Origin of the sequence: uncultured Maricaulis sp. (genome assembly GCF_963975345.1) — a bacterium.
Classification (GTDB): Bacteria; Pseudomonadota; Alphaproteobacteria; order Caulobacterales; family Maricaulaceae; genus Maricaulis.
On sequence record NZ_CAXBGE010000001.1, the window covers coordinates 145,021 to 160,812 of the forward strand.

Below are 15,792 nucleotides of genomic sequence, written 5' to 3' on the forward strand. Positions count from 1 at the left end.
GATGTCAGCCGCCACACTCAACGATGATGATTATATAATCGGTGCCAACCAGGCCGAGATCGAGCGTCTCGGCTTGCAGCATGCGATCTGGCGCGAGGCGGCGCTGCAGGCTTGGCAGAGCGGCGGCATCCGCCCCGGCATGACGGTGATGGATGTTGGTGCCGGGCCCGGCTATGCCAGTTTCGATCTGGCGCGCATGGTTGGCCCGAGCGGTCGCGTGATTGCCGTCGATCAGTCGGCCCTTTTTCTTGACGCCCTGCGCGAAGGGGCTGCGGCGCGCCGACTGGGCAATATCGAAACGGTTGAATGCGATCTGGCCGATTATGATTGGCCGCAGGCGAGCTGTGACGCGATCTGGTCACGCTGGTGCCTCTGCTTCGTGCCCGACCCGGATGCGGTGCTGGCCGGGATTGATCGCGCCCTCAAACCGGGTGGACGCTACATCACCCAGGAATACGGCGATTATCGCAGCTTCCGGCTCGAGCCACGCGCGCCGGTGTTTGACCGCTTTCTCGCAGCAGTCGAGGCGAGTTGGCGCCATTTTGGCGGCGACCCGAATGTCGCGCAGCGCTTCCCCAAAGCCTTCGCGGCGCTGGGCTGGCAGACGCTGAGCCTGAAGCCGATTGTCCATGCCGGCAACCCTGGCGACTGGATCTGGCAATGGCCACTGACCTGGCTGGAACAGGCGCCGGCGCGTCTGGTTGATCTGGGCTTTCTCGGCGCGGAAGACGCCGTCAGTTTCGCCGCCTTCGTCGCCGAACGCCAAGCCGACCCGGCCAGCCTGATGATCACTCCGATGGTGCTGGAAACAATCGCGCGCAAGGCGGATTGACGGCAGGCCAGCGCTTGCGCCGGCCGTTGCAAGCGTTCAAATTCCTGAAACTGCTTGGGAGTCTCATCATGACCTATACGCTGATCGGCACCGCCGTCTCGCTCTATACAGGCAAGGCGCGCGGCTATCTGCGCTGGAAGAATGTGCCCTTCCGCGAGCAGCTCTCGACGGTCGATATCTACAAGTCGATCATCCTGCCACGCATCGGCTGGCCGGTCGTGCCGGTGCTGTTGCATGAAGACGGTAGCGAGCATGGCGTCGCCGTTCAGGACACGACCGAGATCATCGATTATGTCGAAGCCCGCGAGCCGGGCCCCTCGGTTTATCCCGCCGGGCCGGTACAGAAGCTGGCAGCTTTGATCTTGGAATTGTTTGGCGATGAATGGCTGGTGATCCCGGCTATGCATTATCGCTGGGCCTATAATCGCGACTTCGCTCAAGCCGAATTCGGCGCCACCTCCTATCCCGATTTGCCGCCGGCCGAACAACGCGCAGCCGTACAGAAATCGGTCGACTTCTTTTCCGGTGCCCTGCCGGTGTTGGGCATCAATCCGGATAGCGTTGCCGCGGTCGAGGCCGCCTTTGAGGCTTTCCTTGCCGCGTTTGAGGCGCATCTTGGGACGCAGGACTTCCTGCTGGGAACACGGCCGTCGATTGGCGATTACGGTTTTCTCGGCCCGCTCTATGCGCATTTGCTGCGCGACCCGGCCTCCGGCGCGATCATGGAAAGACTGGCGCCGCGCGTCGCCGATTGGGCCCGGCGCACCCACGCACCGCAGCACGCATTGACTGGCGAATTCGTCGCAAACGATGAACTCTCGCCAACATTGCTTCCGATATTGGAAATGTTCGCGGCGCAGCAATTGCCAGTTCTGCTCGACACCGCAAAGGCGCTCGCGGACTGGTCCGACGCCAACCCGGAAGTCACTGAATTGCCACGCATGTTGGGCTTCAATAAAGCGATGATCGGGCATGGTGACAATGTCGTTGAAACTGACCGCGCCATCTTCCCCTATCCGCTCTGGATGCTGCAACGCGTCACCGATCATCTCGCCTCTCTGGAGGGTGATGCGCGCGCGCGGGCCGACAAAATGCTGCGCAGCATTGGTGCAGCAAAATTGATTGATTTCACCCTGCCGATACGACTGGCGCGGAAGAATTTCAAACTGGTTCGCGGCTGATCCTCTCTTGATCGATTTGGGGCAATGCGGCATGAATTGGCCTCGCTTTATCGTTTGAGGAATAAATGGACCGGATCGACGCCTTGCGGCTTTTCTCCTCTGTTGCCGAGCTGGGCAGCTTCACCCAAGCCTCCGAGCGCGAGGGGATCACGCCTGGCGCCGCCTCGAAGCAGATCACGGCGTTGGAGACACGGCTGCAGGCGCGCCTGTTTGAGCGCACGACGCGCTCGGTCCGGCTGACTGAGGCAGGCGCTGCCCTGCTCGACCGGGTGCGGCCCTGGCTGTCCGAATATGATGCGCTGGAAGAAGGCGTCGCCGATGCCCGTTCCGCTCCGGCCGGCCTGTTGCGCGTGACGGCGTCGGTCGATTTCGGGGCGCGGCAATTAATGCGCCCGATTGCCGCTTTCATGACGCTTTGGCCCGGCGTTGAGGTGCGGCTTTCGCTGGCGGATCGCATGGTCGATCTGGTCGAGGACGGTTTTGATGTTGGCGTGCGGATTGGCAATCTCGATGACAGCGCTCTGATTGCGCGGCGCCTCGCCCCGGCCTGCATGGCCCTGGTCGCGTCACCGGCCTATCTCGCCGCCAGGGGTGCGCCGCTTCACCCGTCCGAGCTCGCGGCCCATGATGTCATCATCGATCGTAACAAGCCGGCGCCGCAGCAACTCAAATTCACGCGTGGCGACGAGATATTCGACGTTCGTGTCACCGGTCGGCTAACCCTGAACGGTGCCAGTGCCGCCATCGAAGCCGCTGCCGCCGGCGTCGGCATCGCCTGCTCGCCGCGCTATGCCGCCGAAGCCGCGCTGGCCGCTGGGCGCGTTGTGCCGCTGATGCCGGACTGGCAACCCGACCACCGCAATCTCTGGGCCGTCTTCCCGTCCAGCCGCTATCTCACCCATCGGGTGCGCCTGTTTGTGGATCACCTCGCCGAGCATTTCACTGACAGTGTTTAGGGCTGTGGATAAGCAGTGGGCAATTCTGCGGAAAACTCTCTGAGCTTTGGGGCAACGCTTTTCCTCTCCGCGAGGCGAGGGTGTCCCGCAGGGGCGGGTGAGGCGGCCAGCGCTACGACTCAGGGCTGACGCGGCTCTCTCTTCAATCGCTCGCCGGCGGCGTTTCCCCCTCATCCGCCCTTTGGGCGCCTTCTCTCTTGGAGAAGGAGGCGGACGGGGCGCGCGTCGCGCCAAATACCACCCCCGGCATTCGGCATTCGGCCCCGCGCTGCTTCGTGATATAACTGCCTTCAAAGCAGCCGCGCATCCCGGGGGAAACCGATGAAACATGTGATCGTAATCGCGCTGGTTTGCGCGGGTCTGACGGCTTGCGCGACAACGGGCACGGGGGCCGGTATTGGCGGCGGTGTGGCGAGCAGCGCGTTCGATTATGCGCCGGCGCGGGCCAGCCGGGCGGCTGACACACGCTTCGGCTACCGGCTCGCCGGCGATGAGTGGCAGGGCCGGATGGTGTTTGAATCGGTTAGCGGCGAAGCGCGGGTTGATTTCACCCTCGATGCGGCAGAGAGCGAGACGGACCGGGCCGAATTGCTGATTTCCATGCCTTATCTCGATGGCGGCGTGCGGCGCTATGACGGCGTCACCGATCATGGCCGGGCGGTGTTTGTGCAGCTGCAGGCCGGGCCATGTCACAATTCCGATGGCGACATCGATCCCTATTTCGTGACGGTGCGAGTCGGCGATGCACAGATGAACGGCTGCGCGATGGAAACCGCGCCGATTGATCGCTGGGCCAATTATCTCGCCGACTATCTGCCGGCGATTGACGTCTGCTTGGCCGAAATGGCCGGCGAGGCCGATCATGTCTCCCTCGCCTATACCCTGACCGGCGGTGCCACCGCGATCCGCTTGGTCGACCATGACGGCAGCAGCTGGGAATGCGCGACGCGTGATGACGGCAGCCACGTCAATTCGCTGCGGGCGATCAATGCCGCCGACGCCATCTTGGGCGAGGGCGATCCGATTTTCGTGCGCGCCTTCATGCCTGATGCGTCCGACAGCTGCTATGTCTTCGAATCCGTGCGCGAGGGGAATGGGGATCTGATCGGCGCTCTGGGCTATGATGTTTGTGATGCAGGTCGCGATTCCGATATTGGCTGAGATTTAACCCGGCCTTAACGCGACGCGGCCGAGGGCATGAACCATGCGCGCCCTGACCCTTTTATGCTTCATCCTGATGGCGGCCTCCCCCGCCCACGCCGAGCTGCGCGATGTGCGCGCCCGCCTGTCCGGACAGGAAGGGTTGATCTGGCTCGCCTTTGACGGCCAGCCGACCATGCTGAGGCACGAGGCCACCGATGAGGGGCTCGATCTGGTGATCGACGGCGTCAGCGTCGCTTCCCACACGATCACGCCGCGCGACCGCGAGCTTGTGACCGCGCTGCAAGTCGAGCCGACGCCCACCGGCGCCCGCATCCGGCTGCAAGGCCATGGATCGTGGGCTGCGACCGAGGCCGAGCTGCGACAGGGCGGCGTCTTGGTCCGGGTGCATCTGGACGGCAGCGCATCCTCGGCAACGCGGACCGCTTCGAACTATCCCGCGCCAGATCCGGCCTGGACACCGACCCCCACTCCGGCGCCTGTTCCGGCATCCGCCGCCAGTGCGGCACCCGCGAGCGCACCCGTTCAACAGGCGGCCGCAACGCCAATGCCGGCGCCAGCTGTCCACGCCGCCGCCGAGCCAGAAACCCATGCCCCAGCGGCATCGTCTCCCGACAGCCCGGCGCGCGCGAGCAATGTGTCGGCCCGGGCCGCGACCATGGCCGCCGCTTCGCTGCCGGTTGATGTCTCCGCCTGTGCCACCGCTGCGGCGGCCGTTCAGGCCAATCCCTGGGACGATGCCGGGCTGATGCGCCATGCCGGCTGTCTCGCGCGGGCGGGCGATGCAGGTCAGGCAAGCCGGATTTACGAACAGATGCTGGCCTTCGAGCCCAATGATGTCACTGCCCTGATGGCATTGGCCGATCTGCGCCTGCAACAGGGTGATCGCGCTGCAGCGCGGACGCTCTATCTGCGCGCCGCCGAACACGCGACCAGCGACTCCGCAGCCTTGCGTGCGCGCAGCCAGGCCGAGGCGCTACGGCCGCAATGATGCGTCAAATGCCAAAGGGCCTGTAAATATGACCGAGATCGAACACGCCGGACGCGTTCTGGTGATCGCCGGATCCGATAGTGGTGGCGGGGCCGGCATTCAGGCGGACATCAAGGCCATCGCCGCGATGGGCGGTTATGCGACAACCGCCATCACCGCGATCACCGCGCAGAATACGCTCGGCGTCAACGCGGTGCATCCCGTTCCCGTCGAGATCGTGATCGCCCAGATCGAGGCCGTGCTCGACGATATCGGCACCGACGCGATCAAGACCGGTATGCTGGTTGATGAGGCCATCGTGCTCGCCGTTGCCGATCTGATCGAACGCCGTGCGCCCGGCCGGCCTTTTGTGCTCGATCCGGTGATGGTCGCAACGTCCGGCGATACCCTGCTCGATGCCGGCGCCGAAGCGGCGATCCGCGACCGGTTATTGCCACTCGCCACGCTCGTCACCCCGAATATCCCGGAAGCCGAACGGCTGGCCGGCGGCAAGATTGATGATATTGACGCGCAAATCGGAGCTGCCGAAGCGCTGATCGAAATGGGGGCCCGCGCCGCACTGGTCAAAGGCGGGCACTTGCCGGGCAATATTGCGCGCGATGTGCTGGTGTCCTCGCGCGGGATGGAGATTATCGAACGTCCACGCCTCGACACCCGCCACACGCACGGAACCGGTTGCACCCTGGCCTCAGCCATCGCGGCGCTGTTGGCGCGCGGCTATTCCCTGTCGGATTCCGTCAAACATGCCGGCGATTATCTCTATGAAGCCATCTCCCGTGCACCCGGCTTCGGGGCAGGTCATGGGCCGGTCGATCATATGTGGATGATCCGGGAATAGGCTGCGGCGTCAAACCGGCGGCGGGGCGGGTTTCTTGCGCGCCAGCCAGACACCACCGAGGATAATCGTCAGGGCCAGCAGCGCGTTCCAGCCAATGGTTTCACCGATCAGCAGCCCGGTCACAACGGCGGCGATTGGGGTCAGATAATTCACCGTTGCCAGAAAACTCGGCCCGGCAGTGCGCGCGATCTGCATCAACAGCACGGTCGCGAAGGCGGTCGGACCGATTGCCAGCCACAATACGCTCATCCAGGCCGAGGCCGGTGCGGGCTCCATCTGCGCCATATCCCAGACGCCGAAGGGCAGGGCCAGCAAAGCGGCCATGATCAGCATGCCAGCGCCAGACAGTGAGGGCGGCGTGTCGGGCAGAAGGCGGGCCAGCACTGCATTGATGCCATAGCAGACCGCCGCGCCGAGCACGCCGAGCTGCGCAAACAGTCCGGTCCCGCCCAGGCCGCGCAGGGCGACCGGCCCCAGTAAAACCACTACACCGGCAAAGCCCAACAGAAAGCCAGCCAGCCGCCGCGCATTCATCTGCTCACCCGGCACGAAGATATGCGCCAGCGCGATTGTGGTCAGCGGCATGGTGGCGATCAAAATGCCGGTCAGCGCGCTATCAATCGTCTGCTGGCCCCAGCTGATCAGAAAGAAGGGCAGGGCATTGCCGAACAGGCCGAGCGCGCCAAACCACAGCCAGCGCTTGTCATTGAGCGGTGGCAGACGGTGACCGCGCGCATAGGTCCAGCCGGTCAATAAAATGGCGGCGACGCCGATGCGCACGAAGATCAGGGCTGCAGGTGAGAAACTGATCACCGCATGTTTGATGAAAGCGTAGGCCGAGCCCCAGAGCAGCGTCAGCACGAGCAACATGGCCCAATCGCGCAGGGTCGGATGGTGCAGGGGCCGGTTCAAATCAGAGCTCGGCCTTCAGCGCCGCGACAAGCCGGGCCAGGTCGATCTGGTCATTATAGAGATGCGGCGTCACGCGCAGGCGGTCGCCGCGTTGCGAGACGTAAACCTGACGCGCGGCCAGACGCTTGACCAGATCGGCCGGCGCGCCGTCGGGCAGGGACAAACACAGATAATGCGGCGCACGCTGCGGCGTTGCATCGCGCAGCCCCAGCGGTGCCACGGCTTCGGCGATCTCGGCTGTGCGGGCGCCCAGGGTTTGCGATATCGCTACCGGATCCCAATCGAGCAGATGCTGCAAACAGACATTCGCCGCCGGCACCAGCTGGAAGGCCGAGCGCTCACCCATGTCGAAGCGGCGCGCACCGGGCGCGTATTCATCGGCATAATCGACCAGGCGGGCGAAGTCCTCGGCCCGGTCGCGCACGATCCAGTTCTCTTCCAGCGGCTCGCCCTGCTGGTGTTGCGGCGCGACATAGAGCGCGCCAATTGAATAGGGGCCGAGCATCCATTTATAGCAGGCCGCGACGGCAAAATCGGGCTGGATCGCCGCCATGTCGAATGGCAGCACGCCGAGCGACTGGGTCAGGTCGAGCACCAGTGCCGCGCCCTGGCGCCGCGCCGCATCGCTGATTGCCGCGAGATCAAGCAGACCGCCATCGGCCCAATGCACGTGCGGGCAGGCGACGATTGACGTCGCGGTACCAATCGCGGCGAGCACTGCCTCGGTCCAGCTCTCATTTTCGTTGCGTGTGACGGTGCGGATGCGGGCGCCATACTGTTCAGCCAAGCCGCGCCACACATAAACGTTAGACGGAAACTGCGCGTCGAGGACAAGGATTTCCGAGCGCGAATCCGGCGCCAGATTTCGCGCCGCCGTCGCCAGCCCGTACGACGCTGCCGGCACGATGGCGATGTCATTGCGGCTGGCGGCGAACAGACTCGCGGCCTTGGTGCGGAAAGCTTCCGGCGCGGCGAAAAAATCGGCCTGGATGTCGAGGGTCCAGGGCTGTGCTTTGCGCGCATAGCTGATCGCCCCGGCACCGGAGGCCGCAAGCGGCATCGGGCCCATATAGGCGGCGTTGAAATAGGCGACCTCGCGCGGCAGGTCGAACAGGGCGCGCTGTGACGGGATCATGCAAAGCCTCTTGCCCCGCTGCGCGCGGGGCGTCAACGTGTCCGCGACTCCCCCGCCGCCCCCTGATCCGGAGATACATGTGGCCGATTCCATGACTGCCGCCGCCGATACCCAGAATCCCAAGCCAATGATCCGGCCTGCCGATCCGCGTTTTTCCTGTGGACCGGTAAAAAAACATCCGGGCTGGACCTGGGAGGGGCTCGCCGCAGCGCCCTTGTCGCGCTCCCATCGCACCGGTCAGGCGGTGGCGCGGATCAGGGAATCGATCGACCGCACCCATGCCCTGCTCGAACTGCCCGAGGGTTATAAAGTCGGCATCCTGCCCGGCTCCGATACCGGCGCGATGGAAGCGGCGATGTGGTCCTTGCTCGGTCAACGCGGCGTCGATGTGTTTGGCTGGGACGTGTTCGGCAAGCGCTGGATCCTTGACGCCCGCGACGAGCTGCCACTGGACGATCTGCGGATTTTCGAAACCCCGGCCGGGCAATTGCCCGATCTGGCCCAACATGATGGCAAGCGCGATACGGTGTTCACGCTCAACGGTACTGCGGCCGGTGTCTGGGTGCCCGATCTCGACTGGATCGATGCGGACCGTGAGGGCCTGACCCTGTGCGATGCTACCTCGGCGGCCTTCGCGGTCGATATCGACTGGTCCAAAATCGATGTTCTCAGCTTTTCCTGGCAGAAATGCCTCGGCGGCGAAGCCCAGCACGGAATGCTGGTGATGAGCCCGCGCGCCATCGAACGACTCAACAGCTACCACCCGTCTTGGCCGATCCCCGGCCTGTTGCAGCTGCATGCCGGCGGCAAGGCGAATATGGCCGTCTATGACGGCTCGACGCTGAACACGCCCTCGCTGATGTGCGTCGAGGATTATGTCTCGTCGCTGAAATGGGCCGCGCGCATTGGCGGTTTGCCGGAGCTGGTGCGGCGGCGCGAAGCCAATTTCGCGGCGCTCGATGCCTGGGTGCAACAATCCGACTGGCTTGGCTATCTGTGCGAAGATGCGGCCGTGCGTTCGCCAGTCTCAGTGACGCTGAAATTCACAGATCCACGTGTCGCGGCGATGGATTCCGAATCGCAATGGGCGCTCACCAAGCGCATTTGCTCGCTGCTTGAGCGCGAAAATGCGGCGCTTGATGTCTCGATGCATCGCCAGTCCGTACCCGGTATTCGCATCTGGTGCGGGCCGACAATCGAGCGTGATGATTTGGCCGCACTCGGGCCCTGGCTCGACTGGGCCTGGCGCGAGGCGCTGGACGCGGCGTAACGGTCGCGCTATCCGTTGCGCAATCAGGGATTTGGCATCAGGCCACAGTTCAAAGGGGTGATCATGACACGTTTGATGATGGCGGCGGCAACCGTCGCACTGCTGGCCGGAACGGCCCAGGCAGAAGATCGCGGGATGGAATTCCGCTTGGGCGTGACGGCTCATGATCTGGCCGACCATATCGAAGACGGTCCGAATGTGACGGCGGAAATCCTGTTCGCTTCACCGGATTTCCTGTCCGGTATCTGGTCGCCGCGGCCTTATGTTTATGGCTCGTTCAACACCAATGGCCTGACGAATTTCGGTGCTGCTGGCCTCGCTTGGAATATTCCGGTGGGCGAGCGCTGGCACTTCGAGATCAAGGAAGGTCTGTCCTATAATGACGGCGTCGTCGATATCGACGAGAACTCGCTCCCGAGCGATCCCGAACGGATCCGCCTCGCAACAACGCGCTCACTGATGGGCAGCCATTATCTGTTCCACACGACCTTCGGTGTCGATTACGACATCAATGATCGCTGGGCGATCGGGGCTTATTACGAGCACGTCTCGCACGGCCAGATCCTGGCCAAGGGCCGCAATCAGGCGCTCGACAATGCCGGTGTTCGTCTGAGCTATCGCTTCGGGCACTAGGGCGTGCCTGCTTCGCCGGTGATGCGCGTACTGATCGCCGTTGCCGGCGTGCTGGTGATTTCGCTGGCGGGCGCCTGGCTCTGGCTCGACTCGCTGTTCGAAGAGCCGGGCACGCCGAGCGTGCCCTCGGTTGCCGGTGCGCTAGGGGCTCACTCCGTGCTGGCCATTTTCGCGCATCCCGATGACGAACAATCCGTCGCCGGCCTGCTGATCCGTGCCCATGAGCGCGATGGTGCCGTGACGCGGATGATCACCGCGACGCGCGGCGAGGCGGGAACGCCCTTGCCGCAAGTCAGCCGCCCGGAAGAACTCGGCATTATCCGGCACGCCGAAGTGCTCAAGAATGGTTGGGCCCTCGGGCTCGAGGAGCAGGAAGTCTGGGACTATCCCGATGGCGGTCTGTCGGATGCGGATTTCGAAACCTATGTCGGGCGCCTGATGGAGCGGATGCAGGCTTGGCAGCCCGATCTGGTCGTCACCTTCTGGCCGGAAAGCGGTCTGTCCTGGCATCCCGATCATCGCACTGCGGGCCGCGCCGCGACCGAGGCCGTCCGGCGCCTGCGCGAACTGGATCCGGAGCACGCGCCGCGCGCCATCGCCTACATCCTCGCGCCGAGCCGCATGATGCGCCAGTTTGGCGGCGAGACCGGTCAGTTGATCGTCGACAACCAGCCCGCCCCGAACATGCAAATGCCGGGCGAGGCTTGGGCCAAGGTGCGCGGCTGGCAAATCCACGCCTCACAGCGCGATTACCTGCAGCACGCCTATGGTTTCCCGACGCGGGTCATCTACAGCCTGTACGACAAGGAACATTACTACGTCGTCGAGTTCTGAGGCGGGGGGCTATTCACCGCGCGCGGCTGCCGCCTCTTCGGCGCGTGGATCATCGTTCTGACGCACATAGATGCCGACAAACCAGTTCGACCAATTGCCCTCGGCATCGGCCTGCTGGAAGTGTTGCCGAACCGAGCCATCCGCCTGCAGTGTCCAAGTGCCACGGAAAGGCGCGCGAACACCATTGCCGGGATAGGCAATCTCGCCGGTCAGCACCATCGCACCGTCATCATTGAGCCCGCCGTTATAATCGATAAACGCACCTGCGCTGACCCAGACCTGGCGCCAGGCGCCCAGTAGCGGGTCGTAAAAATTCATGCTCTCGCCGGTGCTGCCACCGGCACCGGTCCAGCGTTCGGTGATCAGGCAGCCGCCCTGGGTTTTGGTGATCGAGTTCTGACCTTGATAGGGGCCGTCATCGGGTGCGTAGACATTCCACTCCCCGACCCAGAAATCGAAATCGCCTTGCACCGCTTCGACGCAGCCGGGCGGCGGGGCTTGTTGCGCACTGGCGATAGACGGCATGGCGAGGGCCACCAAGGTTGAGGCGAGGACTGCCTTTGTCGAAACCATCTCATTCTCCACCTGACCACAAGGGAGGAAATCCTGAGGCTGATGTTGTCGGGCCCGCCGGATAAATGCAAATTGATCTGGTCCGGGTCACGGCTTCGTGACAAGAACCCGCGACAGAGCAGGAGTCAGACATGGCGAACGTGACCGTAGTGGGTGCCCAGTGGGGCGATGAAGGCAAGGGCAAGCTGGTCGACTGGCTCAGCCACCGCGCCGATGTCGTGGCGCGCTTCCAGGGCGGGCATAATGCCGGCCACACGCTGGTCGTCGGCGAGAAAGTCTACAAGCTTTCCCTGCTCCCCTCCGGTGTCGTGCGCGGCAAGCTGTCAGTGATCGGCAATGGGGTCGTCGTTGATCCCTGGGCCTTTATCGCTGAAGCCGAGCGGATCCGCGCCCAGGGCGTCGATATCAATCCCGACGTCGTCAAGATTTCCGAAACCGCCGCCCTGATCCTGCCGATCCACCGCGAACTCGATGCGCTGCGTGAAAACCGCGATGACGGCGAAGCCATCGGCACGACCCGCCGCGGCATCGGTCCGGCCTATGAAGACAAGGTTGGCCGCCGCGCCATCCGCGTCATCGATCTGATGGACGAGACGGCTCTGAAAGCGCGCGTCGCCGATATCCTGCATCACCACAACGCTCTGCGCCGTGGCCTCGGCCATCCCGAATACCCGGCCGAACAATTGCTCGCCGAGATCCTGGAAATCGCACCGCAAATCATCCCCTATGCCGCGCCAGTCTGGCGTGTGCTGGCCGATGCGATCCGGGCCGACAAGAAAATTCTGTTCGAAGGCGCGCAGGGCGCTCTGCTCGATGTCGATCACGGCACCTATCCCTTCGTCACCTCGTCCAACACCGTCTGCGGCCAAGCTGCGGCGGGCACCGGCGTCGGACCGAAGGATGTCGGCTATGTGCTCGGCATCGCCAAAGCCTATATGACGCGCGTTGGCGCTGGGCCCTTCCCGACCGAATTGCATGATGATGACGGCCAGCAGCTCGGCGAGCGCGGCCATGAATTCGGCACCGTCACAGGCCGCAAGCGCCGCTGTGGCTGGTTCGACGCTGTCATCACGCGCCAGACCCTGCAGGTCGGCGGCGTCACCGGTGTCGCCCTGACCAAGCTCGACGTGCTCGACGGTTTCAAGACGCTGAAAGTCTGCGTCGCCTACGAGCTCGACGGCCAGCGCCTCGATTATCTGCCCGCTGGCAAGGAAGCCCAGGCCCGGGTCACCCCGGTCTATGAAGAGCTTGAAGGTTGGCAGGGTTCGACCGCCGGCGCGCGCTCCTGGGCCGATCTCCCGGCTGAAGCGGTCAAATATGTCCGCCGCGTCGAAGAGCTGATCGAATGCCCGATCGCCCTGGTCTCGACCAGTCCGGAACGCGAAGACGTGATCCTGATGCAGGACCCGTTCCGGGCCTGACGCCGGTTGGAGCGGTTTTGATCCTCAATCTCCTGATTGTCGTCGTCGCGCTCGCCATTGGCGGGCTCTTGCTTTGGCCACGCCTGGCGAACAAACCGCTTTGGCGCGCCACGATTACGCCGCTGGCCTCGATCATCGGCAGCGGCTTTCTCGTGCTCGGACCCATCCTGGAAACTTCCTACGGCTATCTCGCTCCGGTGATGATGGCGGCGCTGTGTCTGGGGGCGTGGCTGTTCGGGTCAGCGATCCGCGCCAATATCCGCGATATCAATACTGAAGGTCATGACCGCGGCGTCCTGGCAGGCCAAATTGAGACCGCCTCATCCTGGGTGCTTGCTTTCGCTTATGTCATCTCGGTCGCCTATTATCTCAACCTGCTCGGTGCCTTCAGCGTCAGCCTGACGCCGTTCGACGACCAGCTGCACGCCCGTCTCGTCGCCAGTGCGGTGATGCTGATCATCCTCGCGGTCGGGTGGACCAAGGGCTTCAAGGCGCTGGAACGGCTTGAACAGGTTTCGGTCGGGATCAAGCTGGCGATCATTGCCGGATTGCTGGTCGGGCTGGCGGTGTTCAATGCCCGTCATATCGGCTCGGGTGAAATGCACGTCGTGGCGCCGCAAATAACGGGCTGGCCCGCCATCACCCTGGCATTTGGCCTGATCGTCACGATCCAGGGTTTCGAGACCTCGCGCTATTTGCGCGCCGAATACGATGCCGCGACTCGCATCCGCTCGATGCGACTGGCACAGATCATCTCAACGGCGATCTATGTCGTCTATATCGCGCTGATTGCTTATGTTTTCACGCCGAGCGAGTTGCCATTCAGCGAGACGGCGGTCGTCGATATGATGCGGATCGTGGCGCCGATTTTACCGATTCTGCTGGTTGGTGCCGCCCTGAGTGCCCAGTTCAGCGCCGCCGTCGCCGATACGGGTGGCTCGGGCGGGTTGATGGTCGAACTCAGCGGCGGACGCATCCCCCTGCGGCTGGCCTATGCGATCCTGGTCGGCGCCGGCTTCGTGCTGACCTGGACGTCCAATATTTTCGAGATCATCGCCTACGCCTCGCGCGCCTTTGCGCTGTATTACGCCCTGCAGGCCGCACTCGCAGCGCTGGCCGCCTGGCGCACTGGCGCCCAGCCCATCAAGGCCGCCGGTTTTGCCAGCCTGGGCCTGTTGGGTTTGGCAATGACCGTGTTCGGGACGCCGGTTGAGGGCTAGTCTCTATTCTGCGGCGTGCAATGCTGGCGGTTTTATGGTTGTTTGTGGGCCGGAGAAGCTGTCCTGGTTGCGCGGCACGTCAACTCGTTCGAGCCCGGATTTGCGATGAAGCGGTCGGTTTCAATCTTTCTGATGATCGTCGTGATGCTCGGCTTGGGCGGATTCGACACGGCACGTGCCGATGATCTCGTCCGGATCGAGTTGAGGTTTCCCGATACGTTGGCGGGTGGCGCGCCCGCTGAATTTCAGGTGCGGATAACCGTGCCGGGCGATCGCCTCGCCGCGCTCGAACTGCGCGATATGAGCCGCCGCACGCCGGACTGCCCGGGCGTAGATTATGACGTTCTGAGCGTCGTGAATGCTGATATCACCGCGCATGACCTTCGCCGTGACGGGCGGGTCGATCTCGTGCCGCGCGGGCCCGGTCCTGTCGAAATCACCTATCGGGTCTCGGCTGTGCTGCGTGCGGATGATGTCTCGATCAATAATGTCCTTGCCTGCAGTGTCGTGATCGTGGGTGCGGACAATATCTTCATCGACCGGCGGGCGATGTTTCCTGCCCTGCGTCCGGTGGACGAGACTGGCGAGCCGTTTCGCTTCGGCGAAGCCGAGGTGCGGCTGATCGGTTGGGCTGGCACCGGCCCGGTTGTCTTTCCCTCCGCCGAGCAGGTCGCGCCCAGCATCTGGCATCTCGACCACCTGGACGATTTGCGCTTCTCCTATCTCGCGGCCGGGCGGTGGACCGCAAGCCCGCACCGGTCCCGTGGCAATAGCGTCGCCGTGTATGGTTGGCCGCTGGATGGCGATCATGCGGCAGCAGCCGCGGCTCTGGGTGACGTCTCGGACATGGCTGGACGCGTTCTGGACTATCTCGAAACCGCCTGGGGAGGTGAAGGGATCGGCGGCTATTCCGCGCTCCTGCTTCAGACCGGCGGCCGGCACGGCGAATTCGCGGCCTTTACTGCGACGGCGCAGGGCAACGCGCAAGCGATGTTTTACGGGCCAGGCGTGGCCCCGGCGGCTTTGAGGATCGGCGTCGCGCACGAGATTGCGCATATCTGGGCACCCGGACGCTTGGGCTCGCCCAACCCTGACGCCACATCGCACTGGATTGGCGAGGGCCTCGCCGACTTTGCCTCCTATCGTGTCCTGATCGAACTCGGTGCGCTTGAGCCGTCCGCGCTACTGGATCGGGCCAATGTCGCGCTACAGAATCGCCAGATCGCGCATACACCCGAGCTCGCCGATTATGATTACGGATTTCTCGCCTGGTTGCGGCTGGATACCGGCGCGGATGGGGCGTTGTTATCACCGGGCCTTGATGCGTTCGTGCGCGCACTCATCGATGGCCATGACGCGCCGATCACCGCCGAGCGCTTCTGGTCGACGGCGATGCGGCTGGGCCTCTGGCGGGGTGAGACAGACAAGGCCCAGCTGGAGCAGACCATGCCCTGCCAGCTGAGGACGGGCGGAGAAGATTACAATCTCGTTGAAGGTCGCTGGCCCCGCTATGCGCTGGGCTGGGAGCTCTCGGATGAGCAGCCGGGTATGATTGCAAGAATCGTCGAGGACGGGCCGGCTGCGCGCGCCGGGCTGCAGGCAAGTGACCGGATACTGAGGCTGAAATCGGGCGGGTTCGGCAATATCCATCGGCCAGTGACGGCCGAATTCATTTCAGGTGATGAGCGCCGGTCCGCATCATTTCTCCCTCGGGGAGAGATGGGCCCACAAGTCTATTTGCAATATGTGGAAGACGTTGAGGTCACCCGGCTTTGGGCCGACATCGCGCCCCCCGCACGATGCCGGCCGCCGGCGAACCAAGCGGTGCGCTGACC

At 63.8% G+C, this 15,792-nt stretch carries 15 protein-coding genes; 12 read left to right on the forward strand and 3 right to left on the reverse strand.

What is annotated here, in order from left to right:
* The first annotated feature begins 1 nt into the window (after position 1).
* From AAC029_RS00615 to thiD, 6 genes are all read left to right on the forward strand, one after another.
* A complete protein-coding gene (locus tag AAC029_RS00615; RefSeq protein ID WP_339742748.1) occupies positions 2-832 on the forward strand; it encodes a class I SAM-dependent methyltransferase in 831 nt (276 codons plus the stop codon).
* A 68-nt stretch (positions 833-900) separates the two neighbouring features.
* Positions 901-2,013, forward strand: a complete 1,113-nt coding sequence (locus AAC029_RS00620; protein WP_339742750.1) for a glutathione S-transferase N-terminal domain-containing protein — start codon at positions 901-903, stop codon at positions 2,011-2,013.
* A 65-nt stretch (positions 2,014-2,078) separates the two neighbouring features.
* Positions 2,079-2,969 (forward strand): LysR family transcriptional regulator, encoded by an 891-nt coding sequence (locus AAC029_RS00625; protein WP_339742752.1) that lies wholly within the window; start codon positions 2,079-2,081, stop codon positions 2,967-2,969.
* A gap of 321 nt (positions 2,970-3,290) precedes the next feature.
* Complete coding sequence (locus AAC029_RS00630; protein WP_339742755.1) at positions 3,291-4,130, forward strand: hypothetical protein; 840 nt, start codon at positions 3,291-3,293, stop codon at positions 4,128-4,130.
* A 43-nt stretch (positions 4,131-4,173) separates the two neighbouring features.
* Positions 4,174-5,121 carry a tetratricopeptide repeat protein gene (locus tag AAC029_RS00635; RefSeq protein ID WP_339742758.1) on the forward strand — a complete coding sequence of 316 codons (948 nt, stop codon included), beginning with the start codon at positions 4,174-4,176 and terminating at the stop codon, positions 5,119-5,121.
* Positions 5,122-5,149: 28 nt separating this feature from the next.
* Complete coding sequence (gene thiD / locus AAC029_RS00640) at positions 5,150-5,959, forward strand: bifunctional hydroxymethylpyrimidine kinase/phosphomethylpyrimidine kinase (RefSeq protein ID WP_339742761.1); 810 nt, start codon at positions 5,150-5,152, stop codon at positions 5,957-5,959.
* A gap of 9 nt (positions 5,960-5,968) precedes the next feature.
* Here the strand turns inward: thiD and AAC029_RS00645 are convergent, their stop codons facing one another.
* Together AAC029_RS00645 and AAC029_RS00650 are read right to left on the reverse strand one after the other, a co-directional pair.
* Positions 5,969-6,871, reverse strand: coding sequence for a DMT family transporter (locus tag AAC029_RS00645; RefSeq protein WP_339742764.1), 903 nt, complete (start codon positions 6,869-6,871; stop codon positions 5,969-5,971).
* A 1-nt stretch (position 6,872) separates the two neighbouring features.
* Complete coding sequence (locus tag AAC029_RS00650; protein ID WP_339742767.1) at positions 6,873-8,006, reverse strand: aminotransferase class V-fold PLP-dependent enzyme; 1,134 nt, start codon at positions 8,004-8,006, stop codon at positions 6,873-6,875.
* Between the two features lie 79 nt (positions 8,007-8,085).
* Between AAC029_RS00650 and AAC029_RS00655 the strand changes: the two genes are divergently transcribed.
* From AAC029_RS00655 to AAC029_RS00665, 3 genes are all read left to right on the forward strand, one after another.
* A complete protein-coding gene (locus tag AAC029_RS00655) occupies positions 8,086-9,276 on the forward strand; it encodes a phosphoserine transaminase (RefSeq protein ID WP_339742770.1) in 1,191 nt (396 codons plus the stop codon).
* Positions 9,277-9,339: 63 nt separating this feature from the next.
* A complete protein-coding gene (locus AAC029_RS00660) occupies positions 9,340-9,909 on the forward strand; it encodes an acyloxyacyl hydrolase (protein WP_339742772.1) in 570 nt (189 codons plus the stop codon).
* Between the two features lie 3 nt (positions 9,910-9,912).
* Positions 9,913-10,743: a PIG-L family deacetylase gene (locus AAC029_RS00665; protein WP_339742775.1), complete on the forward strand. Its 831-nt coding sequence runs from the start codon at positions 9,913-9,915 to the stop codon at positions 10,741-10,743.
* Positions 10,744-10,752: 9 nt separating this feature from the next.
* Here AAC029_RS00665 and AAC029_RS00670 read toward each other — a convergent pair whose 3' ends face one another.
* A complete protein-coding gene (locus AAC029_RS00670; RefSeq protein ID WP_339742777.1) occupies positions 10,753-11,316 on the reverse strand; it encodes a hypothetical protein in 564 nt (187 codons plus the stop codon).
* Between the two features lie 131 nt (positions 11,317-11,447).
* Here AAC029_RS00670 and AAC029_RS00675 point away from each other — a divergent pair, with 131 nt between their 5' ends.
* The 3 genes from AAC029_RS00675 (at position 11,448) to AAC029_RS00685 (ending at position 15,790) form a co-directional block, all read left to right on the forward strand.
* Entirely contained in the window at positions 11,448-12,737 is a 1,290-nt protein-coding gene (locus AAC029_RS00675; RefSeq protein ID WP_339742779.1) for an adenylosuccinate synthase, read from the forward strand.
* On the forward strand, positions 12,662-13,957 hold the full coding sequence (locus AAC029_RS00680; RefSeq protein WP_339742782.1) for a hypothetical protein: 1,296 nt from the start codon (positions 12,662-12,664) through the stop codon (positions 13,955-13,957). Before AAC029_RS00675 ends, AAC029_RS00680 begins: the two co-directional genes overlap by 76 nt.
* A gap of 105 nt (positions 13,958-14,062) precedes the next feature.
* The gene (locus tag AAC029_RS00685) at positions 14,063-15,790 is read left to right on the forward strand and encodes a hypothetical protein (RefSeq protein ID WP_339742784.1); all 1,728 of its coding nucleotides are present in this window, start codon (positions 14,063-14,065) and stop codon (positions 15,788-15,790) included.
* The last annotated feature ends 2 nt before the right edge of the window (positions 15,791-15,792 follow it).